This is a genomic window from Pseudomonas sp. PME37.24/006 (assembly GCF_055556635.1).
On record NZ_JBVHNL010000006.1, the window covers coordinates 99,588 to 123,702 of the forward strand.

27 protein-coding genes are annotated in these 24,115 nt (G+C 61.3%); 9 read left to right on the forward strand and 18 right to left on the reverse strand.

The window, feature by feature from the left end:
* Window positions 1-11 precede the first annotated feature (11 nt).
* On the forward strand, window positions 12-944 hold the full coding sequence (locus ACZ3GY_RS22700) for a 2-hydroxyacid dehydrogenase (RefSeq protein WP_465912074.1): 933 nt from the start codon (window positions 12-14) through the stop codon (window positions 942-944).
* Window positions 945-1,244: 300 nt separating this feature from the next.
* Here ACZ3GY_RS22700 and ACZ3GY_RS22705 read toward each other — a convergent pair whose 3' ends face one another.
* The 3 genes from ACZ3GY_RS22705 to mpl are packed head-to-tail and all read right to left on the reverse strand — an operon-like array spanning window position 1,245 to window position 3,518.
* Complete coding sequence (locus ACZ3GY_RS22705) at window positions 1,245-1,538, reverse strand: YceK/YidQ family lipoprotein (RefSeq protein WP_465912075.1); 294 nt, start codon at window positions 1,536-1,538, stop codon at window positions 1,245-1,247.
* The gene (ubiX, locus tag ACZ3GY_RS22710; protein WP_225839624.1) at window positions 1,531-2,163 is read right to left on the reverse strand and encodes a flavin prenyltransferase UbiX; all 633 of its coding nucleotides are present in this window, start codon (window positions 2,161-2,163) and stop codon (window positions 1,531-1,533) included. Before ubiX ends, ACZ3GY_RS22705 begins: the two co-directional genes overlap by 8 nt.
* 2 nt (window positions 2,164-2,165) lie before the next feature.
* Entirely contained in the window at window positions 2,166-3,518 is a 1,353-nt protein-coding gene (gene mpl, locus ACZ3GY_RS22715; protein ID WP_465912076.1) for a UDP-N-acetylmuramate:L-alanyl-gamma-D-glutamyl-meso-diaminopimelate ligase, read from the reverse strand.
* A 255-nt stretch (window positions 3,519-3,773) separates the two neighbouring features.
* On the opposite strand from mpl, the gene ACZ3GY_RS22720 reads away from it, so the two are divergent.
* The 4 genes from ACZ3GY_RS22720 (at window position 3,774) to ACZ3GY_RS22735 (ending at window position 6,395) form a co-directional block, all read left to right on the forward strand.
* Window positions 3,774-4,643: a M90 family metallopeptidase gene (locus ACZ3GY_RS22720; RefSeq protein WP_465912077.1), complete on the forward strand. Its 870-nt coding sequence runs from the start codon at window positions 3,774-3,776 to the stop codon at window positions 4,641-4,643.
* 38 nt (window positions 4,644-4,681) lie between these two features.
* On the forward strand, window positions 4,682-5,209 hold the full coding sequence (gene ppa, locus ACZ3GY_RS22725) for an inorganic diphosphatase (protein WP_225838331.1): 528 nt from the start codon (window positions 4,682-4,684) through the stop codon (window positions 5,207-5,209).
* A gap of 150 nt (window positions 5,210-5,359) precedes the next feature.
* Entirely contained in the window at window positions 5,360-5,758 is a 399-nt protein-coding gene (locus tag ACZ3GY_RS22730) for a hypothetical protein (protein WP_465912078.1), read from the forward strand.
* On the forward strand, window positions 5,751-6,395 hold the full coding sequence (locus tag ACZ3GY_RS22735; RefSeq protein ID WP_465912079.1) for a BRCT domain-containing protein: 645 nt from the start codon (window positions 5,751-5,753) through the stop codon (window positions 6,393-6,395). Before ACZ3GY_RS22730 ends, ACZ3GY_RS22735 begins: the two co-directional genes overlap by 8 nt.
* 92 nt (window positions 6,396-6,487) lie before the next feature.
* On the opposite strand, the gene ispH is transcribed toward ACZ3GY_RS22735, so the two are convergent.
* The 6 genes from ispH to murJ form a co-directional block, all read right to left on the reverse strand.
* Complete coding sequence (gene ispH / locus ACZ3GY_RS22740) at window positions 6,488-7,432, reverse strand: 4-hydroxy-3-methylbut-2-enyl diphosphate reductase (protein WP_465912080.1); 945 nt, start codon at window positions 7,430-7,432, stop codon at window positions 6,488-6,490.
* A 112-nt stretch (window positions 7,433-7,544) separates the two neighbouring features.
* Complete coding sequence (locus ACZ3GY_RS22745; protein ID WP_465912081.1) at window positions 7,545-7,982, reverse strand: FKBP-type peptidyl-prolyl cis-trans isomerase; 438 nt, start codon at window positions 7,980-7,982, stop codon at window positions 7,545-7,547.
* Window positions 7,975-8,481 (reverse strand): signal peptidase II, encoded by a 507-nt coding sequence (gene lspA / locus ACZ3GY_RS22750; protein WP_465912082.1) that lies wholly within the window; start codon window positions 8,479-8,481, stop codon window positions 7,975-7,977. The genes ACZ3GY_RS22745 and lspA overlap by 8 nt, the downstream gene beginning before the upstream one ends.
* 30 nt (window positions 8,482-8,511) lie before the next feature.
* A complete protein-coding gene (ileS, locus tag ACZ3GY_RS22755) occupies window positions 8,512-11,346 on the reverse strand; it encodes an isoleucine--tRNA ligase (RefSeq protein ID WP_465912083.1) in 2,835 nt (944 codons plus the stop codon).
* A gap of 9 nt (window positions 11,347-11,355) precedes the next feature.
* Window positions 11,356-12,294 (reverse strand): bifunctional riboflavin kinase/FAD synthetase, encoded by a 939-nt coding sequence (gene ribF, locus ACZ3GY_RS22760; protein WP_465912084.1) that lies wholly within the window; start codon window positions 12,292-12,294, stop codon window positions 11,356-11,358.
* Window positions 12,295-12,403: 109 nt separating this feature from the next.
* Complete coding sequence (gene murJ / locus ACZ3GY_RS22765; RefSeq protein ID WP_465912085.1) at window positions 12,404-13,948, reverse strand: murein biosynthesis integral membrane protein MurJ; 1,545 nt, start codon at window positions 13,946-13,948, stop codon at window positions 12,404-12,406.
* A gap of 283 nt (window positions 13,949-14,231) precedes the next feature.
* On the opposite strand from murJ, the gene rpsT reads away from it, so the two are divergent.
* Window positions 14,232-14,507, forward strand: coding sequence for a 30S ribosomal protein S20 (rpsT, locus tag ACZ3GY_RS22770; RefSeq protein ID WP_042556309.1), 276 nt, complete (start codon window positions 14,232-14,234; stop codon window positions 14,505-14,507).
* 161 nt (window positions 14,508-14,668) lie between these two features.
* A complete protein-coding gene (locus ACZ3GY_RS22775) occupies window positions 14,669-16,294 on the forward strand; it encodes a methyl-accepting chemotaxis protein (RefSeq protein WP_465912086.1) in 1,626 nt (541 codons plus the stop codon).
* A gap of 79 nt (window positions 16,295-16,373) precedes the next feature.
* Here ACZ3GY_RS22775 and ACZ3GY_RS22780 read toward each other — a convergent pair whose 3' ends face one another.
* The 5 genes from ACZ3GY_RS22780 to rplU form a co-directional block, all read right to left on the reverse strand.
* Window positions 16,374-16,838, reverse strand: a complete 465-nt coding sequence (locus ACZ3GY_RS22780; protein ID WP_465912087.1) for a CreA family protein — start codon at window positions 16,836-16,838, stop codon at window positions 16,374-16,376.
* Window positions 16,839-16,859: 21 nt separating this feature from the next.
* Window positions 16,860-17,978: a glutamate 5-kinase gene (proB, locus tag ACZ3GY_RS22785; RefSeq protein ID WP_465912088.1), complete on the reverse strand. Its 1,119-nt coding sequence runs from the start codon at window positions 17,976-17,978 to the stop codon at window positions 16,860-16,862.
* Window positions 17,979-18,078: 100 nt separating this feature from the next.
* The gene (cgtA, locus tag ACZ3GY_RS22790; RefSeq protein WP_465912089.1) at window positions 18,079-19,302 is read right to left on the reverse strand and encodes an Obg family GTPase CgtA; all 1,224 of its coding nucleotides are present in this window, start codon (window positions 19,300-19,302) and stop codon (window positions 18,079-18,081) included.
* Between the two features lie 226 nt (window positions 19,303-19,528).
* Window positions 19,529-19,786, reverse strand: a complete 258-nt coding sequence (gene rpmA, locus ACZ3GY_RS22795) for a 50S ribosomal protein L27 (RefSeq protein ID WP_003176049.1) — start codon at window positions 19,784-19,786, stop codon at window positions 19,529-19,531.
* Window positions 19,787-19,824: 38 nt separating this feature from the next.
* On the reverse strand, window positions 19,825-20,136 hold the full coding sequence (gene rplU / locus ACZ3GY_RS22800) for a 50S ribosomal protein L21 (RefSeq protein ID WP_225838316.1): 312 nt from the start codon (window positions 20,134-20,136) through the stop codon (window positions 19,825-19,827).
* 312 nt (window positions 20,137-20,448) lie between these two features.
* On the opposite strand from rplU, the gene ACZ3GY_RS22805 reads away from it, so the two are divergent.
* Window positions 20,449-21,417, forward strand: a complete 969-nt coding sequence (locus ACZ3GY_RS22805; RefSeq protein ID WP_465912090.1) for a polyprenyl synthetase family protein — start codon at window positions 20,449-20,451, stop codon at window positions 21,415-21,417.
* A gap of 202 nt (window positions 21,418-21,619) precedes the next feature.
* On the forward strand, window positions 21,620-21,847 hold the full coding sequence (locus tag ACZ3GY_RS22810; RefSeq protein ID WP_084306976.1) for a PA4570 family protein: 228 nt from the start codon (window positions 21,620-21,622) through the stop codon (window positions 21,845-21,847).
* A 114-nt stretch (window positions 21,848-21,961) separates the two neighbouring features.
* On the opposite strand, the gene bamJ is transcribed toward ACZ3GY_RS22810, so the two are convergent.
* From bamJ to ACZ3GY_RS22830, 4 genes are all read right to left on the reverse strand, one after another.
* On the reverse strand, window positions 21,962-22,579 hold the full coding sequence (bamJ, locus tag ACZ3GY_RS22815) for a BamJ family beta-barrel-assembly machinery protein (RefSeq protein WP_463570020.1): 618 nt from the start codon (window positions 22,577-22,579) through the stop codon (window positions 21,962-21,964).
* 47 nt (window positions 22,580-22,626) lie between these two features.
* Window positions 22,627-22,932: a DUF6482 family protein gene (locus ACZ3GY_RS22820; protein ID WP_465912091.1), complete on the reverse strand. Its 306-nt coding sequence runs from the start codon at window positions 22,930-22,932 to the stop codon at window positions 22,627-22,629.
* Between the two features lie 107 nt (window positions 22,933-23,039).
* Complete coding sequence (locus tag ACZ3GY_RS22825; protein ID WP_463562324.1) at window positions 23,040-23,531, reverse strand: TIGR00645 family protein; 492 nt, start codon at window positions 23,529-23,531, stop codon at window positions 23,040-23,042.
* Between the two features lie 193 nt (window positions 23,532-23,724).
* Window positions 23,725-24,066, reverse strand: a complete 342-nt coding sequence (locus ACZ3GY_RS22830; protein ID WP_465912092.1) for a PA4575 family protein — start codon at window positions 24,064-24,066, stop codon at window positions 23,725-23,727.
* Between the last annotated feature and the right edge of the window lie 49 nt (window positions 24,067-24,115).

Genomic DNA, 24,115 nt, shown 5'->3' on the forward strand with positions numbered 1-24,115 from the left:
CTGGAGAAACCATGAAGCCGCATCTGCTGATTCTCAACCCGCTCAGCGAGGCCAGCCTGGCGCGTATCGCCGAGCGCTTCGAGGTAACCCATGCGCCGGACGCCATAGCGCGGGAAGCGGCCATCTCGGAGCACGCCGACAGCGTGCAGGCGGTACTGACCATTGGCACCATCGGCCTGACCGGCGCAGAAATCGCCCGCCTGCCGAAACTGGGCTTCGTCGGCACCCTTGGTGTGGGCTATGAAAAGGTCGACCTCGAGGCAGCCCGTGCCCGTGGCATCGCCATGAGCAATGGCGCCGGCAGCAACGCCGACTGCGTCGCCGATCACGCCATGGCTCTGCTGCTGGCCGCCATTCGTGATGTGCGTCGCCTGGACGTCGCCTGCCGCGCCGGCATCTGGCGCGATGCGCTGCCGATGACCGATGGTGTGTGCGGCAAGCGCCTGGGCATTCTCGGCCTCGGTGCCATCGGCGAAAAACTCGCCCGCCGCGCCGCGGCCTTCGACATGCCGGTGGGCTATCACAATCGCTCGGCCAAAGCTGACAGCCCACACAGCTACTTCGCCAGCGCCCTAGAACTGGCGCGCTGGAGCGACTGCCTGGTGGTGGCGATTCCCGGCGGTGCCTCAACCTTCCATCTGGTCAACGCCGAGGTGCTCGACGCACTGGGGCCGCAGGGTTATCTGGTCAACGTGGCGCGCGGCAGCGTGGTGGACACCACAGCGCTGGGCAGCGCACTGCGCGCAAAACGCATCCGTGCAGCGGCGCTGGATGTCTACGACAGCGAGCCGCTGCCGCCCAGCGAACTGCTCGACCTCGACAACCTGATCGTCACCCCTCACGTCGGCGGCAACTCGCCCCAGGCGCTGGAACAGTCATTGACGCTGTTCCTCGAAAATATCGACCGGCACTTTCGCGGCGAGCCACTGCTGACGCCGATCTGAGCCTGAAGCGAGCGCGGTCTCACACCAATTCATAGGGTGGATCGGGGCGCGTAGCTGACGCTTCACCCATCCACCGTTTCTATGACCGCAATGGTGGACAAAAGAGCGTTGTCCACCCTACGGGTCGACAGGCCGTCTCCGCCTGTAGAGAGTTGTGCGAGCGGGCGGGGATGCCCAGTCCATGCCCGCGAAAAATCACGGGCATGGCCCGTTCCCACAGGTGATCCACTCCGGCCGTAGGATGGGTCGGGCCGCGTAGGTGCAACCCATCAAAAACCACTCTCGCCCAGGAAAAACGCCCTACCCACCACCCCTGACCTGCAAACCAATGCCTAGGGCCTTGGCGAGCGAAAGCGGCAACAGCAGGGTATCGAGCAAGGCGCTGGCCGGAAGGTCTACGGCGGCATAGGCAGGTGCTTCGGCACCGAAACGCTCGACCGGGCAGCAACCACCCTGCAGCGCGTACCAGTCCAGCCGAGTACCGGCGTAAACCACTGGGGCACCGGGTTTGGCGGCGTCCAGCGTGCGCGCGGTGGCGCAGCCGCCCACCTGCAGGCAGGCCAACAAGACTACGCAGAGTGCGGGCTTATTCATCGCCACTGTTGAGGTGATGCTCGCCCCAGCGCGGCAGCATGTCCTGAGGGATATTCAGGCAGTTGAGAATCCGTGCGACCACGAAGTCGACCAGGTCATCCACCGTCTGCGGCTGGTGATAGAAACCTGGCGAGGCCGGCAGGATGGTCACACCCAGGTTGGAAAGCTTGAGCATGTGTTCCAGATGAATGCTCGAGTACGGCGCCTCACGAGGCACCAAAATCAGCTGGCGGCGCTCCTTGAGGGCAACGTCGGCGGCACGCTCAATCAGGTTGTTGCAGGCTCCGGTGGCGATCGCCGACAGGGTGCCGGTGCTGCACGGCACCACCACCATGGCCGAGGGTGCGCCGGAACCGGAGGCCACCGGGGCCATCCAGTCTTCCTTGCCGTAGACACGAATCTGCCCGTCGGTCGCGCCGGTATATTCGGTGAGAAACGCCTGCATGGCCTGGGGTTTGGCCGGCAGGCTGACGTCCGTTTCGGTGGCCATCACCAACTGCGCAGCCTTGGAGATCAGGAAGTGCACTTCCCGATCCTCACGCACCAGGCAGTCGAGCAGCCGCAACCCATACTGCGCGCCGGAGGCGCCGGTCATGGCGAGAGTGATGCGCTCCGGGCCAGCCACGCTCATGCCTCCAGCGCCGCGGCCAGCTTGCCGTGCAAGCCGCCGAAGCCACCATTGCTCATGATCACTACTTGGGTGCCGGGACGCACCAGCGCCTTGACCCCCTCGATGATCGCCTCCAGCGAATCACAGACCTGAGTCGGATTGGAAGCGCCAGCCACGGTGGCCGCCAGATCCCAGCCCAGATTCGGCGGTGCGTACCAGAACACCGCATCGGCCTGCAGGGCAGATTCCGCCAGGCCATCGCGATGGGCGCCGAGTTTCATGGAATTGGAACGCGGCTCGATGATCGCGATGACCTGCTCATCGCCAACCCGCTTGCGCAGGCCGTCGAGGGTGGTGGCGATGGCTGTCGGGTGGTGGGCGAAGTCGTCATAGACGGTCACGCCCTTCACGTCGGCGACCTTTTCCATACGCCGCTTGGCATTGATGAAACGCCCCAGCGCCTCGACGCCCAGCGCCGGCACGACACCGACATGCCGCGCCGCAGCCAGCACAGCCAAGGCATTGGCGACGTTGTGCTGGCCGGTCAGGCCCCACTCCACCACACCCTCGACCTTGCCATCGAAACTCACCTCGAACCGAGAGCCGTCGACAGCCAGCAGGCGCGCCTGCCACTGACCACCCTCGCCAGTGGTCTGCACGGGCGTCCAGCAGCCCATGCCGATCACCCGCGCCAGCGCGGCTTCGCTGGCCGGATGGATGACCAGGCCTTCGCCGGGAATAATCCGTACCAGGTGATGGAACTGGCGCTCGATGGCCGCCAGATCAGGGAAGATATCCGCGTGGTCGAACTCGAGGTTGTTGAGGATCGCGGTACGCGGGCGGTAGTGGACGAACTTGCTGCGCTTGTCGAAGAACGCGCTGTCGTATTCATCGGCCTCGACCACGAAGAACGGCGTATCGCCCAGACGCGCGGAAATGCCGAAGTTCTGCGGCACGCCACCAATCAGGAAGCCCGGCGCCATGCCCGCATGCTCGAGCACCCAGGCGAGCATGCTCGAACTGCTGGTCTTGCCGTGGGTGCCGGCAACCGCCATCACCCAACGGCCCTGCAGCACATGGTCGGCCAGCCACTGCGGTCCGGACACGTAGGGCAGCCCCTTGTTGAGCACGTACTCCACCGCCGGGTTGCCGCGGCTCATGGCATTGCCTACCACCACCAGATCGGGAGCCGGCTGCAGGTGGGCGGGATCGTAGCCCTGCATCAGCTCGATGCCCTGAGCTTCGAGCTGGATACTCATGGGCGGATAGACGTTGGCATCGGAACCGGTGACGCGATGGCCCAGCTCCTTGGCCAGTACTGCCAGCGACCCCATGAACGTGCCGCAGATGCCGAGAATGTGGATATGCATGAAAACCTCGAAAACAGGCGCGCCGAAAGCCGGGCGAACCGAGTGAAAACATGGCCGCAGATTAGCACAGCAGCGCCCCGCATCCTGCCTGCCAGGAGTCCCCAGGCGAGCAAGACTCAGTCGCGTGGCGCTGCCAGGTGCACCTGTCTGGCAAACAGGCATCCCTTTGCCCTTCAACAGCGCGTAACGCCTGCGCGCTTGCGGTAAGCGGATGGCCTGCTTAAGGTGACGCCACCCTGCAACCGAGCTTTTGTCATGTGGTCGTTTAGCGCCTGGCGCCGTCGGCGCATCCTCTCCCGCAACCCTGTCAGCGACAGCAGCTGGGCCGTCGTGCGCCAGCGCCTGCCGATTCTCGACGGACTCAGCGAAGAAGAGCAGCAGCGCCTGCGCGAGCGCGCCGTGCTGTTTCTGCACAACAAACACCTGACTACCCTGCCCGGCCTCGAACTCGACCACGACGACCGCCTGGCCCTGGCGGCCCTGGCCGAATTGCCGCTGCTCGGGCTGGCCGAGCTGAACTGGTACCAGGGCTTTCACGAGGTCATCCTCTATCCGGACGACTTCGTCAGCCCGCAACGCCATCGCGACTCAGGCGGTATCGAACATGAATGGGATGGCGAACACAGCGGCGAAGCCTGGCAACAAGGCCCGGTGATTCTCGCCTGGCCCGGCGTGCAGGCCAGCGGCGGCTGGGAAGGCTACAACCTGGTGATCCACGAACTGGCGCACAAGCTGGACATGCTCGGCGGCGACGCCAACGGCCTGCCGCCGCTGCACAGCAATATGGATATCCAGCAGTGGGCCCTTGCCATGCAGCAAGCGTTCGACAGCATGAACGCCGAGCTGGACGCCGATGAGGAGGCGCAGACCGCTATCGATCCCTATGCAGCGGAAAACCCCGCCGAGTTCTTTGCGGTGACCAGCGAGTATTTCTTCAACGCTCCCGACCTGCTCGAAGAGGCCTTTCCAGCGGTCTACGCGCAGTTGCGTCTGTTCTATCGACAGGATCCGCTGGCACGTTTGCGCCGCCTGCAGGTCGAACACCCGGACTATCAGGAACCCAACCCCGCCCAGCCGGATACGACCAATGGCTGTAATGGCAACGACGCGGGAATCCACCTATAATCGCGCCACTTTTTTTGGCGCACATCAGGGAGTCACCCATGAGCTACAGCAAGGTTCCGGCCGGTAAAGACCTGCCGAATGACATCTACGTCGCTATCGAGATCCCGGCCAACCACGCGCCGATCAAATACGAAATCGATCACGACACCGACTGCCTGTTCGTCGACCGTTTCATGGCCACCCCGATGTTCTACCCGGCCAACTACGGTTTCATCCCGCACACCCTGGCCGACGACGGCGACCCCCTCGACGTGCTGGTCGTGACGCCGTACCCAGTAGCACCAGGCTCGGTGATCCGCGCCCGTCCGGTCGGCGTGCTGCACATGACCGACGAAGCCGGTGGCGACGCCAAGCTGATCGCCGTCCCGCACGACAAGCTGACCACCATCTACAAAGACATCAAGGAATACACCGACCTGCCCCCGCTGCTGATCGAGCAGATCAAGCACTTCTTCGAGAACTACAAAGATCTCGAGAAAGGCAAATGGGTCAAAGTCGAAGGCTGGGGCAACGCAGAAGCCGCCCGCGCCGAGATCACCAAGGCAGCTGCTGCTTACCAAAAATAAGCACAACCTGCCTTACGAAAGCCGGCCACAAGCCGGCTTTTTTATGCCTGCGTTTTGATCTATACAAATTCGGGACACTGCATCCCCCCTGTAGCACCATCAGCGCCAATGATGGCAATATGCCAAAAAGCATGGATCGCGGAGGTAATCATGGCAGCCGAAACAGTCATCAACATCCCCATCTCGAACCCTATTCGTCGAGATATCGATTGGAAACAAACCTGGCAGGGCTCCGACCAAGGGCTAATCAAATGCTGGGAAACAGGTCGCAAGCTCGCCGAATCAAATCCTGGGCTGGTTGATCACTGTAAAGCAGGGGCGCTACCTCTTCTTAATTGGAAAGGTGGAGTCAGCCGTGCGCTGAAGAAGAAAGAAAAGTTTGGCGCCTTGCAGTACTTGGCACAGTGGCAGGGCTTGCGCGGCGAAGATCTGCTCATAGATTTGTCACTGGAGTTGGTACTTAACTGCAGCGCCACGGGGATGGTTGTCACGTTCACCCCGGACTTGGGCAAGCTAGGCGTAGCCGATCAGGGAGAAGCAAATGGCTGATCTTCACGAAGAGTTCAAAAATAGCCGCTTCTTTCACGAGGCCCGTATTGATAAGCGCTCCGCTGATGCCTTGTCAGGGCTGGCTACAGGAATCATTGCAGACGGCCTAGTCAATCAGCGGGAAGCCGAGTTTCTGGAAAGTTGGATCGTCCAGAATCTATCCCACCTCGAAGATCCTGTGATCAACCTGCTCTACCGACGCCTTTCCGATATGCTCGCTGACGGCATCTTGGATGCCGAAGAGTCTGAAGAACTGCTTGGCATGCTGCGCTGCTTCAGCGGCATGAATAAAGGCAGGACTAATCCTCGAGACAATGCCTTCACAACACCGAATTCACTTCCACTCAATCATCCGGCTCCCGCAATGGAGTGGAGTGGTCGCCTGTTCGTATTCACGGGAGTGATGGCTTACGGCCCCCGTAAGAACTGCGAAACCCTTGTCCTCGAACGTAATGGACAAATCGGCTCAAGCATCAGCAAGAAAATCCACTACTTGGTGGTCGGTAGCATCGGCAACGAACAATGGCTGCACAGCACCTATGGCACCAAGATCAAGAAAGCCGTCGAATTAAGAGAGGCCGGTTCTCCTATCGCCATCGTCAGTGAAGAGCACTGGCAAAGCGCGGTATTCGGATAGCACGTGGCTCATGACCGATATCATCGGCCCTAAATAAAAAGGCCCGGGGCACTTCCAAGTGCCCCGGGCCTTTTCAGCTATGAATATGGTGACTACACCGCTTTCAGGCGCAGCTCCTTGGGCATGGAGAAGGTCACGTTCTCGGGGCGGCCGTCGAGTTCCTGGACGTTGCTGGCGCCCCACTCGCCAAGCTTGTCGATCACACCGCGCACTAGCACTTCAGGGGCAGAGGCGCCGGCGGTGATACCGATGCCCTTGGCACCCTCGAACCATTCGCGCTTGAGGTCATCGGCGCCGTCAATCAGGTAAGCAGGCGTGCCCATGCGCTCGGCCAGTTCGCGCAAGCGGTTGGAGTTGGAGCTGTTGGGGCTACCGACTACCAGCAGCACATCGCACTCGTCGGCCAGTTGCTTGACCGCATCCTGGCGGTTCTGGGTGGCGTAGCAGATGTCGTCCTTACGCGGACCGCCGATAGTGGGGAAGCGTGTGCGCAGGGCATCGATGACCTTGCTGGTGTCGTCCATCGACAGCGTGGTCTGGGTGACGAAGGCCAGGGAGTCGGGGTCGCGCACCTGCAGCTTGGCGACATCCGCCTCGTCTTCGACCAGGTAGATGGCGCCGCCATTGCTGGCGTCGTACTGGCCCATGGTGCCTTCGACTTCCGGGTGACCGGCATGGCCGATAAGGATGCACTCGCGGCCGTCTCGACTGTAGCGCACCACTTCCAGATGCACCTTGGTGACCAGCGGGCAGGTGGCGTCGAACACTTTCAGGCCACGGTTGGTGGCTTCGTTGCGCACGGCCTGGGATACGCCGTGGGCGCTGAAGATGACGATGACGTCATCGGGCACCTGATCCAGCTCTTCGACGAATATGGCGCCGCGGGAGCGCAGATCCTCGACCACGAACTTGTTGTGCACCACTTCGTGACGCACGTAGATCGGCGGACCGAACACCTCGAGGGCGCGGTTGACGATCTCGATGGCGCGGTCGACACCGGCGCAGAAACCGCGGGGATTGGCGAGTTTGATATGCATGGCACGCTCGGCACGGAAGCTTGAGTGGAGAGTGTATCGCGTAAGCCCAAAAGACCTTACGCGATAGACAGCGCGTTCACGAGGAATGTCCGTCTGATCCGCTGGCGTCTCGTCAGATCGCCTGGACGTCGATGATCTCGACGTCGAACGTCAGCGTCTTGCCAGCCAGCGGGTGATTGAAGTCGATGGTCACCTGAGCGTCATCGAAGGCTTTGACCACACCGGGCAGTTCGGTATTGGCGGCGTCGTTGAAGATCACCAGCAGCCCCTCGGACAATTCCATGCCCTGAAACTGCGAACGCGGCATGACCTGCACGTTCTGCGGGTTCGGCTGACCGAAGCCCTGCTCCGGTAGCACGGTCACGCTGCGCTTGTCGCCGGCCTTGAAGCCGTACAGCGCGGACTCGAACCCCGGCAGGAGGTTGCCATCGCCGACCTTGAAGGTGGGTGGCTGCTTGTCGAAGGTGCTGTCGACGACATCGCCGTTATCCAGCTTCAGCGCGAAATGCAGGGTTACCTGCCGATCCGGGCCGATACGTACATCAGTCACGTGCCACCTCTTCTTCCGATTTCTTGCTCTTGAACATGTCCAGCGCCAGCAGCACGGCACCGACGGTGATCGCGCTATCGGCCAGGTTGAACGCCGGGAAATACCAGCGGTTCTGCCAGTGCACCAGAATGAAGTCGACCACGTGGCCGAACACCACGCGATCCACCAGGTTGCCCAGCGCGCCGCCGAGTACCAGGGCCAGGCCGACGGCCAGCCAGGTTTCGTCGGACTTCAGACGCTTGAGCCACACCACCAGCACCACGCTGACCACCAGGGCGATCAGGGTAAACAGCCAGCGCTGCCAGCCGCCCGCACCGGCCAGGAAGCTGAAGGCAGCGCCGGTGTTGTAGGCCAGCGTCCAGCTGAAGTAGTCGGGAATGACCACGATGCGCTCGTACATCTGCAGGTTGTTATCGAACCAGTACTTGGTGATCTGATCGACCACGAAGATCACCACGCTCAACCACACCCAGCCGAGCTTGCCGAAACGCGCGCTCATGAATGCATCTCCGCGATGCGGGCCAAAGCCTTACGCATGGTGGCGCACCTCGCCCTTGCCTTCGATGTTGTCCACGCAACGGCCACAGATCTCCGGGTGGTTGGCATGGGTACCGACGTCGGCGCAGAAGTGCCAGCAGCGCGCGCACTTAGTCAGGCCGGATTTGACGATCTTCAGCTTCAGCCCGCTGACTTCGGTCTGCACCGCATCAGCCGGCGCGGCGGCCAGAGGTGCCAGACTGGCACCGGAGGTGATCAGCACGAAGCGCAGTTCATCGCCCAGACGGGTCAGGTCGGCAACCAGCGACTCTTCACCGTACAGGGTCACTTCGGCCTGCAGGTTGCCACCGATCAGCTTGGCGCTGCGCTGGTTCTCCAGTTCCTTGTTGACCGCGGTCTTGACCGCCATGACGCGATCCCAGAAGGCGCGATCCAGCTCGAAACCGGCTGGCAGCTCGCTCAAGCCTGCGTACCAGGTATTGAGCATTACCGACTCGTTGCGCTCGCCCGGCAGGTACTGCCAGATTTCGTCCGCGGTGAACGACAGGATCGGCGCGATCCAGCGCACCAGCGCTTCGGCGATATGGAACATGGCGGTCTGGCAGGAGCGACGCGCCACGCTGTCGGCGGCGGTGGTGTACTGGCGATCCTTGATGATGTCGAGGTAGAAGCCACCCAGCTCCTGCACGCAGAAGTTGTGCACCTTCTGGTACACGTTCCAGAAGCGATAGCTGGTGTAAGCCTCTTCGATCTCGCGCTGCAGCAGCAGGGCGCGATCCACAGCCCAGCGATCCAGGGCCAGCATGTCTTCGGGGGCCAGCAGGTGCTGAGCCGGATCGAAGCCGCTGAGGTTGGAGAGCAGGAAGCGTGCAGTATTGCGGATACGCCGGTAAGCATCGGCGCTGCGCTGCAGGATCTGGTCGGAGACCGCCATCTCGCCCGAGTAATCGGTGGAGGAAACCCACAGGCGCAGGATGTCGGCGCCCAGGCTGTCGATGACCTTCTGCGGAGCGACCACGTTGCCCAGCGACTTGGACTGCTTGCGGCCCTGCTCGTCGACGGTGAAGCCGTGGGTCAGCAGTTCCTTGTACGGCGCGTGACCGTCGATGGCACAACCGGTCAGCAGCGAGGAGTGGAACCAGCCGCGGTGCTGGTCGGAGCCTTCCAGATAGAGGTCGGCGGCCGGGCCATTCGGATGCGCCAGCTCGGCATGGGAGCCGCGCAGCACATGCCAGTGAGTGGTACCGGAATCGAACCAGACGTCCAAGGTGTCACGACTCTTGTCGTACTGCCCGGCTTCGTCACCCAGCAGCTCGGCGGTGTCGAGCTTGAACCAGGCTTCGATGCCTTCCTGCTCGACGCGCTGCGCCACCTGCTCCATCAGCTCGGCGGTACGCGGGTGCAGCTCGCCGCTTTCCTTGTGCGTGAAGAACGGGATCGGCACGCCCCAGTTACGCTGACGCGAGATACACCAGTCAGGGCGGCCAGCGATCATGCTGTGCAGACGCGCCTGGCCCCAGGCCGGTACGAATTGGGTTTCTTCGATGGCTGCCAGCGAGCGCTCACGCAGGGTGGAACCCTCGTTCGGCTGCTTGTCCATGCCAATGAACCACTGCGCGGTGGCGCGGTAGATCAGCGGCGTCTTGTGGCGCCAGCAGTGCATGTAGCTATGGTTGATCGCTTCGTGCTTGAGCAGCGCGCCAACTTCTTCGAGCTTGGCGACGATGGCCGGGTTGGCCTTCCAGATGAACTGGCCACCGAAGAACGGCAGCGACTCGACGTAGACGCCGTTGCTCTGCACCGGGTTGAGGATGTCGTCGTTGCTCATGCCGTAGCGTTTGCAGCTGTAGAAGTCGTCCTCACCGTAGGCTGGCGCGGAGTGCACGATACCGGTGCCGGCACCCAGTTCGACGTAGTCGGCCAGGTAAAGCGGCGACAGGCGATCGTAGAACGGATGACGGAAATTGATCAGTTCCAGCTTGGCGCCCGCCGCGATGGCGACGACTTCGCCCTGCAGGCCATAACGTTGCAGGCTGCTCTCGACCATTTCTTCGGCCAGCAGCAACAGGCGATCACCGACGTCCACCAGGGCGTAGTTGAACTCTGGGTGCACGTTCAGCGCCTGGTTGGCCGGGATGGTCCAGGGCGTGGTGGTCCAGATGACGATGCTGGTCGGCTTGCTCAGGCTGGCCAGGCCGAATGCGGCGGCCAGCTTGTCGGCGTCTTCGATCGGGAAGGCAACGTCGATGGCATCGGACTTCTTGTCCTGATACTCGACCTCGGCCTCGGCCAGTGCCGAACCGCAATCGAAACAGAAGTTGACCGGTTTCAGGCCCTTGAACACGAAGCCCTTCTTGACGATCTCCGCCAAGGCACGGATTTCACCGGCCTCGTTGGCGAAGTTCATGGTCAGGTAGGGGTTGTTCCACTCGCCCAGCACGCCGAGGCGGATGAAGTTGCCCTTCTGCTCTTCGACCTGCTCGCCGGCGTAGGTACGGCAACGCTCGCGGGTCAGATCGGCCGGCTGGTTCTTGCCAAAGGTGGTTTCAACCTTGTGCTCGATCGGCAGGCCATGGCAATCCCAGCCCGGTACGTAAGGCGCATCGAAGCCCGCGATGGTCTTGGAGCGGGTGATGATGTCCTTGAGAATCTTGTTCAGCGCGTGACCGATATGAATGCTGCCGTTCGCATAGGGCGGGCCGTCGTGCAGGACGAACTTCGGCCGGTCGGCGCCAATCTCACGCAGCTTCTGATACAGACCAATGTCGTCCCAGCGTTGCAGGATTTGCGGCTCGCGCTGCGGCAGGCCAGCCTTCATCGGGAACTGGGTATCAGGAAGATTCAACGTGGCTTTATAGTCGGTCATCTCGGCTCTTCACTTAAGCGGTTGGCCGTGCCAATGGGCGCGGGCGGCGGCAATATCGGCAGCAATTGCCGTCTTCAGTGCCTCGAGTGAGGCGAAACGCTGCTCATCGCGCAGCTTGTGGTGGAATGCCACCGTCAAACGCCGGCCATACAGGTCGCCGGCAAAATCCAGCAGGTGCACCTCGAGGTGGGCGCTCCCGTCACCGGCCACGCTGGGGCGCACGCCAATATTGGCGACGCCAGGCCATGGCCGGCCATCTATCTCGGCGCTGACCAGGTAAACCCCGGTCAGCGGCGCGCGCTTGCGCTTGAGCTGCACGTTGGCGGTCGGCGCATTCAATTGACGCCCAAGCTTCTGCCCGTGCAGCACCCGCCCGACGATCCGGAAGGGCCGCCCGAGCATGCCTTCGGCAACCTTGAAATCACCGTTGGCCAGGGCCTCACGCACGCGCGTACTGCTGACCCGCTGACCATCGACCTCCACGGTCTTGGCCGCCTCGACAGTAAAGCCTTCGCGCTGTGCGGCCTCGGCCAGAAAGGCGAAATCACCCGCGCGGTCGCAACCAAAGCGGAAATCGTCACCCACTTCCAGATGCAGAACACCCAGGCCGTCGAGCAATACGCGCTGCACGAACTCCGCCGCGCTCAACTCACGCAAGCGTGGGTTGAAGGTCAGGCACAGCACGCGGTCGACACCTTCGGCAGCCAGTAGCGCGAGCTTGTCGCGCAGGCGGCTCAACCGGGCGGGTGCGCCATTGGGGTCGAAGTATTCACGCGGCTGCGGCTCGAACAGCACCACGCAGCTCGGTACGCCAAGCTCCGCCGAACGCTCACGTAAACGCGCCAGAATCGCCTGGTGGCCACGATGAACGCCGTCGAAATTACCGATGGTGGCGACGCAGCCCCGATGCTGGGGCCGCAGATTATGAAGGCCTCGAACCAGCTGCATAACGCACTTCTTGCTCACAAAGTGGCCAATTATACGCACAGCGGCTGGCGCCGGGTAGGTTGATACGGTGCTCTATTACTGGCACCACAGATTAGCGCGGCACACTCACTCAACCAACCGAACGACGGGCGAAGTCGCGCAGACGGAAACCGAGAATGCCCAGCACCGCGAAATAGCTCAACGCCCCAGCCGCAACCAATGCGCCCAGCCGCAGCAAGCGCTGCAACATATTGCCATCGGCCCAAGCCGGCATCAGCCACAGCATGCCGCTCAGCACCACAACCATCACCAGCACCGCCGCCAGCAGCTTGCCGGCAAACAAACCCCAGCCAGGCTGCGGCTGGTAGAAGCCGCGAGAACGCAACTTCCAGAACAGCAGCCCCGCATTCAGGCAAGCAGCCAGGCCAATGGACAAGGCCAGCCCGGCATGCGCCAGCGGGATAACGAAGACAAATAGCACGTTCATCACCTGCGTCATCAGCAGGGTGAACATGGCGATGCGCACGGGGGTGCGAATATCCTGACGAGCATAGAACGCCGGGGCCAGCACCTTGACCAGCAGCATGCCGAGCAGGCCTACCGAATAGGCGAGCAACGCGCGCTGGGTCATATCGGCATCGGCGGCAGTGAACTTGCCGTACTGAAACAGCGCCACCACCAGCGGCTCGGACAGCAGCGCCAAAGCCAACGCACAGGGCAGCGCGAGCAGGACGCAAAGGCGCAGGCCCCAGTCGAGCAGTTTCGAGTAGGAAGCTGGATCTTCGGCGGCATGGGTCTTCGCCAGCGACGGCAGCAGAATCGTGCCCAGCGCCACGCCCAGCACACCGGCCGGCAACTCCATCAGGCGGTCGGCGTAATACATCCACGACACCGAGCCGGCCACCAGAAAGGAAGCAAACACGGTGTTGATGATCAGGGAAATCTGCGCCACCGATACGCCGAGGATCGCCGGCCCCATCTGCCGCAGCACACGCCACACGCCACTGTCGCGAAGATTGAGGCGCGGCAGCACCAGCAGACCGATCTTGCGCAGGTGCGGCAGTTGATACAGCAACTGCAGCAACCCGCCGACCAGCACCGCCCAACCCATGGCCATGATCGGTGGATCGAAATAGGGCGTCAGGAACAGCGCAAAGAAAATCATGCTGACATTGAGCAGCGTCGGCACGAAAGCCGGTACGGCGAAGCGGTTCCAGGTGTTGAGCAACGCGCCGACGAAGGACGACAGCGAAATCAGGAATATATAAGGAAAGGTCACTCGCAAAAGATCGCTGGTCAGCTCGAAGCGCTCGGGGTTATCGCTGAAGCCCGGCGCCGATGCCCAGACGATCCACGGCGCGGCCAGCACGCCGAGCAGCGTCACCAGAGCCAGCACCAGAGTCAGCTGACCAGCCACATAAGCGACAAAAGTGCGGGTTGCTTCCTCGCCCTTCTGCGTCTTGTACTCTGCCAGGATCGGCACGAAGGCTTGAGAAAAGGCGCCTTCGGCAAATATACGACGCAGCAGGTTAGGCAGCTTGAATGCCACCACGAAGGCATCCGAGGCGATACCAGCACCAAAGATCCTGGCCATGATGGTGTCGCGCACGAAACCGAGAACCCGCGACAGCATGGTGATCGAGCTGACTGCAGCCAGCGACTTGAGTAAGTTCATTCAGCGAAAGCGCCCTGATTCAGGTTCGAAGCGTTGGTCAACGCCATGCACACCGACCAGAGGCGGTTGCTGCATTGCGCCAGACACAGACCACAAAATTTCCTGCTCGTGCGGCATTCACCTGCACGGGCGGCGAGTGTAGAATCCCCACGCCGAGAAAGCACCCTTCCCGTCCGGCAGTTCGTAATGATCGAGCAGTGATCCGCCTTGACAAGCACGCCACTCGCCTGCATGATTCGCGGCCTTATTTGTTTGTAACCCATAGTTTTCGAGGAGCTTGACGGTGGCCAATACACCTTCTGCCAAAAAACGCGCAAAACAGGCTGAGAAGCGTCGTAGCCATAACGCCAGCCTGCGCTCCATGGTTCGTACCTACATCAAGAACGTAGTCAAGGCTATCGACGCCAAAGACCACGAGAAAGCACAAGCTGCTTACGTTCTGGCTGTGCCTGTTATCGACCGTATGGCCGACAAAGGCATCATCCACAAGAACAAGGCTGCTCGTCACAAGAGCCGCCTGAACGGTCACGTAAAAGCACTCAGCCAAGCTGCTGCTTAAGCGTCCCGTTTCGTGAAAAACCGACCTCAGGGTCGGTTTTTTATTGCCTGTAGAAAAGTACAGCCGACCAGCCCCCGAACCACTTCAAGCCCAAGATCGATCTGCCGATATCCTGACATCGTCCGCTGCATGGTGCGCGGATAACGAAAGGGATGTCCGTTATGTGGCTGAGAGGATTGAATATAGGAAAGCGCGCTGGCCTGGCGTTCGCATTACTGGCAGCCCTGCTGCTGGGGCTTGGGGTCTTTGCGCTGTCACAGATGAACCGCATGGACACCGCGTCGGATCAGATCCGCGATAACTGGCTGCCATCACTGATCACCGCCGAAGGCCTGGCCACCAACATAGGCCGCATCCGCGCCCTGACACTGCGTAGCGTTTTGTTGACCGACGAAGCCGAACGACAAAGCACAGTCAACACAATCGACGGCCTGGTAAAGGCGGTTCCGCAACAGTTCGACGCTTACGCCAAGCTGGTCGGCTCGCCGCAGGAGCAGGCACTGCTCGATCAACTTCACAAGGCCTACGACGAATACGCCAACCTGCAGCAGCAGGTGACAGGCGCGGCACGCGCCGGACGCCTCGACGAAGCCACTAGCCTGGCCAACGGCCCCTTGTCCACTTATGCCGACGGGTTGGCGGCGGCCATAAAGAACATTTCCAGCTTCAACAATGACGGCGCCATAAAGTCTACGGACGCCAGCCAGGCTGCCTTCGACAACGCCGAACGGATGGTCATCACCACGCTGGTCATCAGCCTTGCCCTCACCGCGCTACTGGCCGTCGTACTGACCCGCAGCATCGTCGGACCACTAGGCGAATCCCTGCGCGTCGCCGAGGTCATCGCCGCCGGCGACCTGACCCAAAGCATTCAAGTGAAAGGCACGGACGAGCCGGCTCGCCTGATGACCGCCCTGCAGGTTATGCAGAAGAACCTGCACGCCGCCATCCAGAGCATTTCCGACTCCTCGAACCAGCTGGCGTCGGCCTCCGAAGAACTGCATGCGGTTACCGAGGACTCCACACGCGGCCTGCATCAGCAGAACACCGAAATCGAACAGGCCGCCACCGCCGTCAACGAGATGACCGCCGCCGTGGAAGAAGTGGCGCGCAACGCAGTGAGCACCTCGGAAGCCTCCCAGGCCTCGAACACCACGGCGCTGAGGGGCCGCGAGCAGGTACGCGAAACCGTCGAGTCGATCAGCCAGCTGACCCGGGATGTAACTGCCACCTCCAGCGAGGTCGAGCAACTCGCCGAGCGGATTCGTGAAATCAGCAAGGTGCTCGATGTGATTCGCTCGATTGCTGAACAGACCAACCTGCTCGCCCTGAACGCCGCCATCGAAGCGGCACGGGCCGGCGATGCCGGGCGCGGATTCGCGGTGGTCGCCGACGAGGTTCGCGCTCTGGCGCATCGCACTCAGCAGTCGACCCAGGAAATCGAGGGCATGATCGGCGGGATTCAGGCGGGCACCGAGAAAACCGTCGTCGCCATGCAGAACAGCAATGACCGGGCACGCTCGACACTGGAAGTGGCAAAAGGCGCCGGTAGCGCACTGGAGCAGATCACCGAAGCGATCGCCATGATCAACGAACGCAACCTGGTGATCGCCAGCGCCTCGGAAGAACAGGCTCAGGTAGCCCGGGAAGTCGACCGCAACTTGGTGAACATTCGCGACCTGTCGCTGCAGACATCCGCTGGCGCCAACCAGACCAGCGCCGCCAGCCAGGAGCTCTCGCGCCTGGCCGTCGACCTCAACACACTGGTCGCGCGGTTCCGGATCTGAAGCTCGCCAAGGGAAAGAGGTTCGCGGGCAGACGCTCACGAACCCAAAGCGCCGCGACGAAGGTCGCGCGCTCGGAGACTTACTGCGCCTTCTGCCAAGGCAAAATCGGAATGGCGGTCACCGCATTCTGTGGACTGCCTTCGATGATCCGGTCGCTATAGACCAGATACACCAGGGTGTTGCGTTTCTGATCGAAGAACCGCACCACCTGCATGGTCTTGAACACCAGCGAGGTACGCTCGCGGAAAACTTCTTCGCCATCCTTGAGCTCACCCGCGAAGCTGATCGGGCCGACCTGCCGACAGGCAATCGATGCCTCGGCACGGTCTTCCGCCAGACCGAGACCACCCTTCACGCCACCGGTCTTGGCGCGCGACAGGTAACAGGTCACGCCCGCCACCTTCGGATCATCAAACGCCTCGACCACGATTTTGTCGTTCGGCCCCACCCATTTGAAGACGGTAGACACCTGCCCGATCTCTTCGGCCACAGCCCCCAGGGGTAGAGCCATCAATGTTGCTGCAACCAACAGAAGCCTACGCATCGCAACCTCCAAAGCAGCCATTTACACCAGAATCAGATTATCGCGATGCACCAGCTCGGTTTCATCGACGTACCCCAGCAGCCGCTCGATTTCATCCGAAGGGCGGCCAATGATCTTCTGCGCCTCGAGCGCACTGTAGTTGGCCAGGCCGCGGGCGATCTCACGACCGTCCGGCGCCACGCACACCACCATCTCACCGCGGCGGAAACTGCCCTGCACCGCCTTCACGCCAACCGGCAGCAGGCTCTTGCGATCAGACACCAGCGCCTTGACCGCACCGGCATCCAGCACCAGAGTGCCACGCGTCTGCAGATGCCCCGCCAGCCACTGCTTGCGCGCCGCCAGCATGCCGCGCTCCGGCACCAGCAGCGTGCCGAGCAGCTCGCCAGTTTTGAGCCGCGCGAGTACCTGCTCGATGGCGCCACCAACGATCACCGTGTGTGCACCGGAACGGGCCGCCAGTCGCGCAGCGCGGAGCTTGGTCTGCATGCCACCGCGCCCCAGCGCGCCGCCGACACCGCCGGCAACGGCATCCAGCGCCGGATCATCGGCGCGCGCCTCGTGGATCAGCTGGGCATCGGGGTTGCTACGTGGATCAGCATCGAACATGCCGTCGCGGTCGGTAAGGATCACCAACAGGTCGGCTTCCACCAGGTTGGCCACCAGCGCCGCCAGAGTGTCGTTGTCACCGAAACGAATACCGTCGGTCACCACAGTATCGTTCTCGTTGATCACCGGCACCACATCGAGATCGATCAGGGTACGCAAGGTGCTGCGTGCATTGAGGTAGCGCTTGCGATCGGACAGGTCGTCATGGGTCAGCAGGATCTGCGCTGTGCGTCGGCCATGCTCGCCGAAACTCGACTCCCAAGCCTGCACAAGCCCCATCTGCCCGATGGCGGCCGCAGCCTGCAGCTCGTGGATGGCACTCGGTCGCGCAGTCCAGCCGAGACGGCTCATGCCCGCCGCCACCGCACCGGACGATACCAGCACCAGCTCGACGCCCTGCGCACGCAGCGCCACCATCTGCTCGACCCACACCGCCATGGCGCCGCGATCCAAGCCTTTGCCATCAGCAGTCAGCAAGGCACTGCCGATCTTCACCACCCAGCGCTGCGCACCACTTACCTTGTCACGCATGTTGTCCAACCCTAGCCAGAAGCACATTTTCGCAAGCCATCGCCGACGGCAACAGCCGAACTTACAAAAACGCCGCTAAAAAGCGGCGTCTGTCGTCCCATCAGTCCCGGACGTAAATGATTTCCGGGCCATCCTCTTCATCTTCCTCATCCCAGAAGCTGTCATCCTCTTCAGCCTCCGCGACAGGCCGGACACCGGAGCGGCGCAGGGCACGCTTATCATCCAGCGCCTGCAACTGAGCGCGGGCCTCATCTTCGATTCGGGTATCGAGTTCAGCCAGCTCAGATGCATATTCCGGATTTTCCTGGATGCGCTCAGCGCGCGCCTCGAGGAAATCCATGATGTCATAGCACAGCTGCTCAGTGCCCTCTCGCGCCAGCGCAGAAACCACATACACAGGACCGGCCCACTCGATCCGCGCAACGATTTCAGCGACCCGCGCCTCCTGCTCCTCATCGAGGATCTGGTCGGCCTTGTTCAGCACCAACCAACGCTCACGCTCCGCCAGCGACGGGCTGAACTTGGTCAGTTCGGCAACGATGACGGCAGCCGACTCTGCCGGATCGGTCAGATCCAGCGGCGCCATATCGACAAGATGCAGCAGCAAGCGAGTACGCGACAAATGCTTGAGGAAACGAATCCCCAGGCCAGCACCGTCGGAAGCACCTTCGATCAGCCCTGGAATGTCGGCAACCACGAAGCTCTTGTAGCGGTCGACACTCACCACACCCAGATTCGGAATCAAGGTGGTGAAGGGATAATCAGCGACCTTCGGCTTGGCCGCCGAAATCGAACGGATCAAGGTGCTCTTGCCGGCATTGGGCAGGCCAAGCAGGCCAACATCCGCCAGCACTTTCAATTCCAGCTTGAGGTCACGCGCATCACCCGGCTTACCTGGCGTGGTCTGCCGCGGCGCACGGTTGGTACTGGATTTGAAGCGGGTATTACCCAGACCATGCCAGCCACCCTGAGCGACCAGCAGCCGCTGCCCGGCTTTGGTCAGGTCGCCAATCACTTCCTGAGTGCCAGCATCGATCACCGTGGTGCCAATCGGCACCGGCAGAATCAGATCCTCACCCTTGGCCCCGGTGCAATCGGTGCTACCACCCTTGTCACCATTGGGCGCCTGGAAGCGACGGGTATATCGGTAGTCCACCAACGTATTGAGGTTCGCGGCAGCCTCGATAAAGATCGAGCCGCCGTCACCACCATCACCACCGTTGGGGCCACCGTTCTCGATGAACTTCTCGCGTCGGAAGCTCATCATGCCGTTACCACCATCACCAGCCTTTACAGAAATCGATACTTCATCGACGAATTTCATGGATACGCCTCCCGCTTAAAACGCGGGTCACTGAAACAAGAAACACCGGGTGCTTGCAAAATTGCCCTGAAACCGCCCGCGTTAACCCAGGACAGTTTGGCAAGAACCCACGAAGTACGTGCCTTGCAGCCACTTCCCAAACAGGAAAGCAGAGCCAAGCCACGCCATAGGATACAGAAACAAAAAAGCCCCGTCGCAGGACGGGGCTTTTCCAGCAACGTCGCGATTAAGCTGCGACGACGCTCACGTAACGGCGGTTGAACGCGCCTTTTACTTCAAACTTGATCACGCCTTCGATTTTCGCGAAGAGGGTGTGATCTTTACCCATGCCAACGCCGTAACCAGCGTGGAATTGGGTACCGCGCTGACGCACGATGATGTTGCCAGGAATGATTTTCTGGCCGCCATACATCTTCACGCCAAGGCGTTTGGCTTCTGAGTCGCGACCGTTGCGGGTACTACCGCCAGCTTTTTTGTGTGCCATGAGTTCAATACTCCTATAAAGGGCTCAGACGAGACGTATCAGGCCTGAATACCGGTGATTTTGATCTCAGTGAACCACTGACGGTGGCCCTGACGCTTCATGTGGTGCTTACGACGACGGAACTTGATGATGGTAACTTTATCGTGACGACCTTGCGAAACGACTTCAGCTACAACCTTGGCGCCGTCAACGACAGGTGCGCCGATGGTCACGTCATCACCGTTGCCGATCAGCAACACGCGGTCAAAAGTCACTGCTTCGCCAGTGGCGATTTCCAGTTTCTCGACCTTGAGGTATTCGCCTTCGGTGACTTTGTATTGCTTGCCACCAGTAACAATTACTGCGTACATGGTAAATCTCCGTTAATCCTGCTCACCCAGCGCTTTATAGGAATAAGTGTCGGCTGGCATGGCTGCTTGGGGCCGGAAGGACACCCTTGCAATTGCGTAAGGCAGGGAAATACCCAGGGGGAAGTTCAGGGTGCGCGATTGTACGCAAGCCCCCAGGGCTGTGCAAGCGCCATAAGCGCTCACCTTGACGCCACCACCGCGCCACATAGGCTTTGCCGCCTTTATCAGAGCGCCCCAGTTGCCCTTCGGCTTGCACTGAAACCTCAACAGCACCTAACATGCCGCGCAACCTAGAAGGAGCACGTGTCGCTGATGCAACCCCAGGCTTTTTACAGTGTGGTAGCGGATGACTTTATCGCCGTGGACGGCATTATCCGTCAGCAGCTGGTTTCCCGCGTCCCGCTGGTCGAGAAGATCGGCGACTACATCATTTCCGCTGGTGGAAAACGCCTGCGCCCATTGCTCGTGCTACTCAGTGGCAAGGCTCTGGGCATGAGCGACGACCGGCTGCGCTTACTGGCCGCCACCATCGAGTTCCTGCACACCGCCACCTTGCTGCACGACGATGTGGTCGACATGTCCGACATGCGCCGCGGCCGCAGCACGGCCAACGCGCAATGGGGCAACGCACCGAGCGTGCTGGTCGGCGACTTCCTCTATTCACGCTCGTTCGAGATGATGGTCGAACTCGGCTCGATGCCGGTGATGAAGATCCTCTCCAAGGCCACGCGGGTGATTGCCGAAGGCGAAGTGCTGCAGCTGTCGAAGATCCGCGATGCCAGCACCACCGAAGAAACCTACATGGAAGTCATCCGCGGCAAGACCGCCATGTTGTTCGAGGCCTCGACCCAGAGCGCTGCCGCGCTGGCCGAGGCCACGCCCGAGCAGAACGAAGCACTGCGCACCTTCGGTGACCACCTGGGCGTCGCCTTCCAACTGGTCGACGATCTGCTCGATTACAAGGGCGATGCGGCCACCCTGGGCAAGAACGTCGGTGACGACCTGGCCGAAGGCAAGCCCACCCTGCCGCTGATCTACACCATGCGCGAAGGCCAGCCGGAACAGGCTGCCCTGGTACGCAAGGCGATTCAGAAAGGTGGCCTGGAAGACCTGGAAAGCATCCGTAATGCCGTGGAAGCGGCTGGCGCCCTGGATTACACCGCCAACCTGGCCCGCGACTACGCCGAGCGCGCCATCACCTGCCTGGAAGTCCTGCCAGCCAGCAAGTACCGCGACGCGCTGGTGGAGCTGAGCCACTTTGCGGTAGCTCGCACGCACTAGCTAGCAAGAGCAGCGTACCGAAGCCCGTCTACATGACGGGCTTTTTTGTGGCCCGCGCTCTGAGTTTGCCGTCCGCCGCACATCATCAGAGACTGGAAACCACTGCTGACGATTGGATCGACGAAAGGCCACGATTAAAGCTTGCTATTAACGTAATAAGAATTATTCTCATATCTACCACTGACTCAGGGAGATGATGAGCATGACTTACTTGATAGATGCCTGGCTGGATCGCCCTCATCCCTATCTGCGCATCCTGCACAGGGAAACAGGCGAAGTCTGCGCCGTTCTCGAGGAAGAGGCGCTGGATGAACTGCGTAAACAGGGTGACCTGGATCTGCACGAACTGAGCTCCAGCGAGCCGCTGGTACTCAAGGAGCTGGTTCGTAGCCTGTTCCTGTACTGCTATGCACGAGCCTTGCGCCCGTGACAGGTGGCGATAGTCGCCTCAAAGCTTAAGGTGGACGTTTCACCGCCCACCTTGTGCCATCGCGATGGTGGGCGGAAGGAACGGGCCAAGCGCCCGATCCGCCCCATGCAACGATTACAAAATGTCGAGCAGCTCGACATCGAAAACCAGCACGCTGTGCGGTGGGATGCTGCCAACGCCCTGGGCGCCGTAGGCCAGTTCGCTCGGCACGTACAGGCGCCATTTGCTGCCGGTACCCATGAGTTGCAGGGCCTCGGTCCAGCCAGCGATCACGCCACCGACCGGGAATTCGGCCGGCTGGCCGCGCTCGTAGGAGCTGTCGAATACGCTGCCGTCGATCAGGGTGCCATGGTAGTGAGTGCGCACGCTGTCGTCACGCGATGGCTTGGCGCCCTCGCCTGCGGTCAGTACTTCGTACTGCAGGCCGGACCCCAGCACGGTGATGCCCTGACGTTTTGCGTTCTCGGCCAGGAAGGCCAGGCCTTCACCGGCAGCCGCGTCGGCCTTGGCCTTGGCTTCAGCCTGCATGACATCGCGGATCACCTTGAAGCTGGCCGACAGTTCGGCTTCGCTGACACGGCTTTCCTGACCGGCGAACGCATCGGACAGACCAGCCAATACTGCGTCAAGGCTGACGCCCGGCGGCGGGTTGTCACGCAGCTGGCCACCGAGTTGACGGCCAATGCCGTAGCTGACGCGCGCTTCGTCAGTAGAAAGATTGAGTTCGGACATATTGCCGCTCCGCAAGCTGGGAAAAAGGCCGGCTAGCCTAGCACGGCTCACCAGCTACTGCGCAGGCTGACAGGCACGCGTAGCGCGTCGCGGGTTCCGCCTGGCAGGCCGCACATTTCGTCGTAGGCCGACGCATGCACCAGGAACAACGGCACCTCCGGCAACTCCTGCAGCAGATCCCTGGCGTGCTCAACCGAACGCAGGCGCAGATTGCGGCCGGCGTCATCGACGAGGTGACAACGCCGCTGGGCACCAATGATCTGCAGCAGGTAGATGCCGCCTTCCAGGGAAATCAGTTCGAGTTCGCTTACCGCGCCACTGCGAGCCGAGCGCAGCAATTCGGGCAAAGTCATGGCATGTCCTCGATAGCGGGAGCAGCCACTATACGATTACTGCCACACAGATAACAAAACGCCCGGCCTTCCAGTGGAAAGCCGGGCGTCCTTGACCATGTCAACGATCAGTCGTGCTTGGTCAGTTTGTCTAGATAACCCATGGCGAAGGCTGAAACGACGAAGGTCATGTGGATGATCACATACCACTTCAGGTGCTCGGGATCGTGGTTACGCGCATCCATGAACACCCGCAGCAGGTGAATCGAGGAGATCGCCACGATGGAGGCCGCCACCTTCATTTTCAGCGAGCTGGAATCCATCTTGCCCAGCCAGCTGAGCTTTTCCTTGCCTTCGTCGATATCCAGCTGCGAAACGAAGTTCTCGTAGCCGGACATCATCACCATCACCAGCAGACCACCGACCAGGGCCATGTCGACCAGCGACAGCAGCACCAGAATCAACTCGGCTTCAGCCATGGCGAAGATGTTGGGCAGGATGTGGATGATTTCTTGGAAGAACTTCAATGCCAGCGCCAGCAGGCCAAGCGACAGGCCGAAATAGATGGGGGCCAGCAGCCAGCGCGATGCGTACATCGCGTTTTCGATAAAGCGTTCCATGGACTCTCACAGATGATTGAAACAGCGCGCGAGTATACCCAGCGCTGGAGCGCAGGCAAGCCACCACCGGCAGTCGCAAAGACGCCCATATAACGCAAAGCGTGGCTGTCATGCAGATTGTGGATAAAAACTGCGACGCAACGCCGCAGCAGACCGTTTGCCGCCCCGAAAAGGTGCCTGATACGCCTTGCGGTCAGTTATCGGGCCCGGACAAGTGGATGACACTTGAATGGCTACTGTCACCATTGAGGCGGCGTAACTCCGCCTGGGCATGCAGGCGCCAGATAAGCGGTTCGTTGCAGGCACCGTAGCCTTGCACAGCCAGGCTTTCGGCGATCTCATCAAGCAATTCTTCGACCACCAAAGGCCCGTGGAATGGGCCTTGCGCCTTGACAGCGGAGGGTTGTCTGGCAGACATGCCGGCGATGCAGATCAATGTCCACAGCCCGCGCTCACCCGCCAGCGGCAGCACCGCGCATTCGATGCGGGTGGTTACGCCCAGGTACTCGCGGGTCAGGCAGAGGCTACGCGACATGGCGGCAATCCTCGCGGGAACAGACTTGCAGCCTACACCCGTAACCCTC

What these genes read in the sequence shown, in the direction of transcription:
- ispH (WP_465912080.1), bottom strand. Translation starts at nt 7,432, where the DNA reads ATGCATATCAAACTCGCCAATCCCCGCGGTTTCTGCGCCGGTGTCGAC.
- ileS (WP_465912083.1), bottom strand. Translation starts at nt 11,346, where the DNA reads ATGACCGACTATAAAGCCACGTTGAATCTTCCTGATACCCAGTTCCCG.
- ACZ3GY_RS22825 (WP_463562324.1), bottom strand. Translation starts at nt 23,531, where the DNA reads ATGGAACGCTTTATCGAAAACGCGATGTACGCATCGCGCTGGCTGCTG.
- bamJ (WP_463570020.1), bottom strand. Translation starts at nt 22,579, where the DNA reads ATGTCCGAACTCAATCTTTCTACTGACGAAGCGCGCGTCAGCTACGGC.
- ACZ3GY_RS22805 (WP_465912090.1), top strand. Translation starts at nt 20,449, where the DNA reads ATGCAACCCCAGGCTTTTTACAGTGTGGTAGCGGATGACTTTATCGCC.
- ACZ3GY_RS22810 (WP_084306976.1), top strand. Translation starts at nt 21,620, where the DNA reads ATGACTTACTTGATAGATGCCTGGCTGGATCGCCCTCATCCCTATCTG.
- ribF (WP_465912084.1), bottom strand. Translation starts at nt 12,294, where the DNA reads ATGCAGCTGGTTCGAGGCCTTCATAATCTGCGGCCCCAGCATCGGGGC.
- lspA (WP_465912082.1), bottom strand. Translation starts at nt 8,481, where the DNA reads ATGAGCGCGCGTTTCGGCAAGCTCGGCTGGGTGTGGTTGAGCGTGGTG.
- ACZ3GY_RS22775 (WP_465912086.1), top strand. Translation starts at nt 14,669, where the DNA reads ATGTGGCTGAGAGGATTGAATATAGGAAAGCGCGCTGGCCTGGCGTTC.
- ppa (WP_225838331.1), top strand. Translation starts at nt 4,682, where the DNA reads ATGAGCTACAGCAAGGTTCCGGCCGGTAAAGACCTGCCGAATGACATC.
- rplU (WP_225838316.1), bottom strand. Translation starts at nt 20,136, where the DNA reads ATGTACGCAGTAATTGTTACTGGTGGCAAGCAATACAAAGTCACCGAA.
- ACZ3GY_RS22780 (WP_465912087.1), bottom strand. Translation starts at nt 16,838, where the DNA reads ATGCGTAGGCTTCTGTTGGTTGCAGCAACATTGATGGCTCTACCCCTG.
- ACZ3GY_RS22735 (WP_465912079.1), top strand. Translation starts at nt 5,751, where the DNA reads ATGGCTGATCTTCACGAAGAGTTCAAAAATAGCCGCTTCTTTCACGAG.
- proB (WP_465912088.1), bottom strand. Translation starts at nt 17,978, where the DNA reads ATGCGTGACAAGGTAAGTGGTGCGCAGCGCTGGGTGGTGAAGATCGGC.
- ACZ3GY_RS22820 (WP_465912091.1), bottom strand. Translation starts at nt 22,932, where the DNA reads ATGACTTTGCCCGAATTGCTGCGCTCGGCTCGCAGTGGCGCGGTAAGC.
- rpmA (WP_003176049.1), bottom strand. Translation starts at nt 19,786, where the DNA reads ATGGCACACAAAAAAGCTGGCGGTAGTACCCGCAACGGTCGCGACTCA.
- mpl (WP_465912076.1), bottom strand. Translation starts at nt 3,518, where the DNA reads ATGCATATCCACATTCTCGGCATCTGCGGCACGTTCATGGGGTCGCTG.
- ACZ3GY_RS22700 (WP_465912074.1), top strand. Translation starts at nt 12, where the DNA reads ATGAAGCCGCATCTGCTGATTCTCAACCCGCTCAGCGAGGCCAGCCTG.
- ACZ3GY_RS22730 (WP_465912078.1), top strand. Translation starts at nt 5,360, where the DNA reads ATGGCAGCCGAAACAGTCATCAACATCCCCATCTCGAACCCTATTCGT.
- cgtA (WP_465912089.1), bottom strand. Translation starts at nt 19,302, where the DNA reads ATGAAATTCGTCGATGAAGTATCGATTTCTGTAAAGGCTGGTGATGGT.
- ACZ3GY_RS22705 (WP_465912075.1), bottom strand. Translation starts at nt 1,538, where the DNA reads ATGAATAAGCCCGCACTCTGCGTAGTCTTGTTGGCCTGCCTGCAGGTG.
- ACZ3GY_RS22830 (WP_465912092.1), bottom strand. Translation starts at nt 24,066, where the DNA reads ATGTCGCGTAGCCTCTGCCTGACCCGCGAGTACCTGGGCGTAACCACC.
- ACZ3GY_RS22720 (WP_465912077.1), top strand. Translation starts at nt 3,774, where the DNA reads ATGTGGTCGTTTAGCGCCTGGCGCCGTCGGCGCATCCTCTCCCGCAAC.
- murJ (WP_465912085.1), bottom strand. Translation starts at nt 13,948, where the DNA reads ATGAACTTACTCAAGTCGCTGGCTGCAGTCAGCTCGATCACCATGCTG.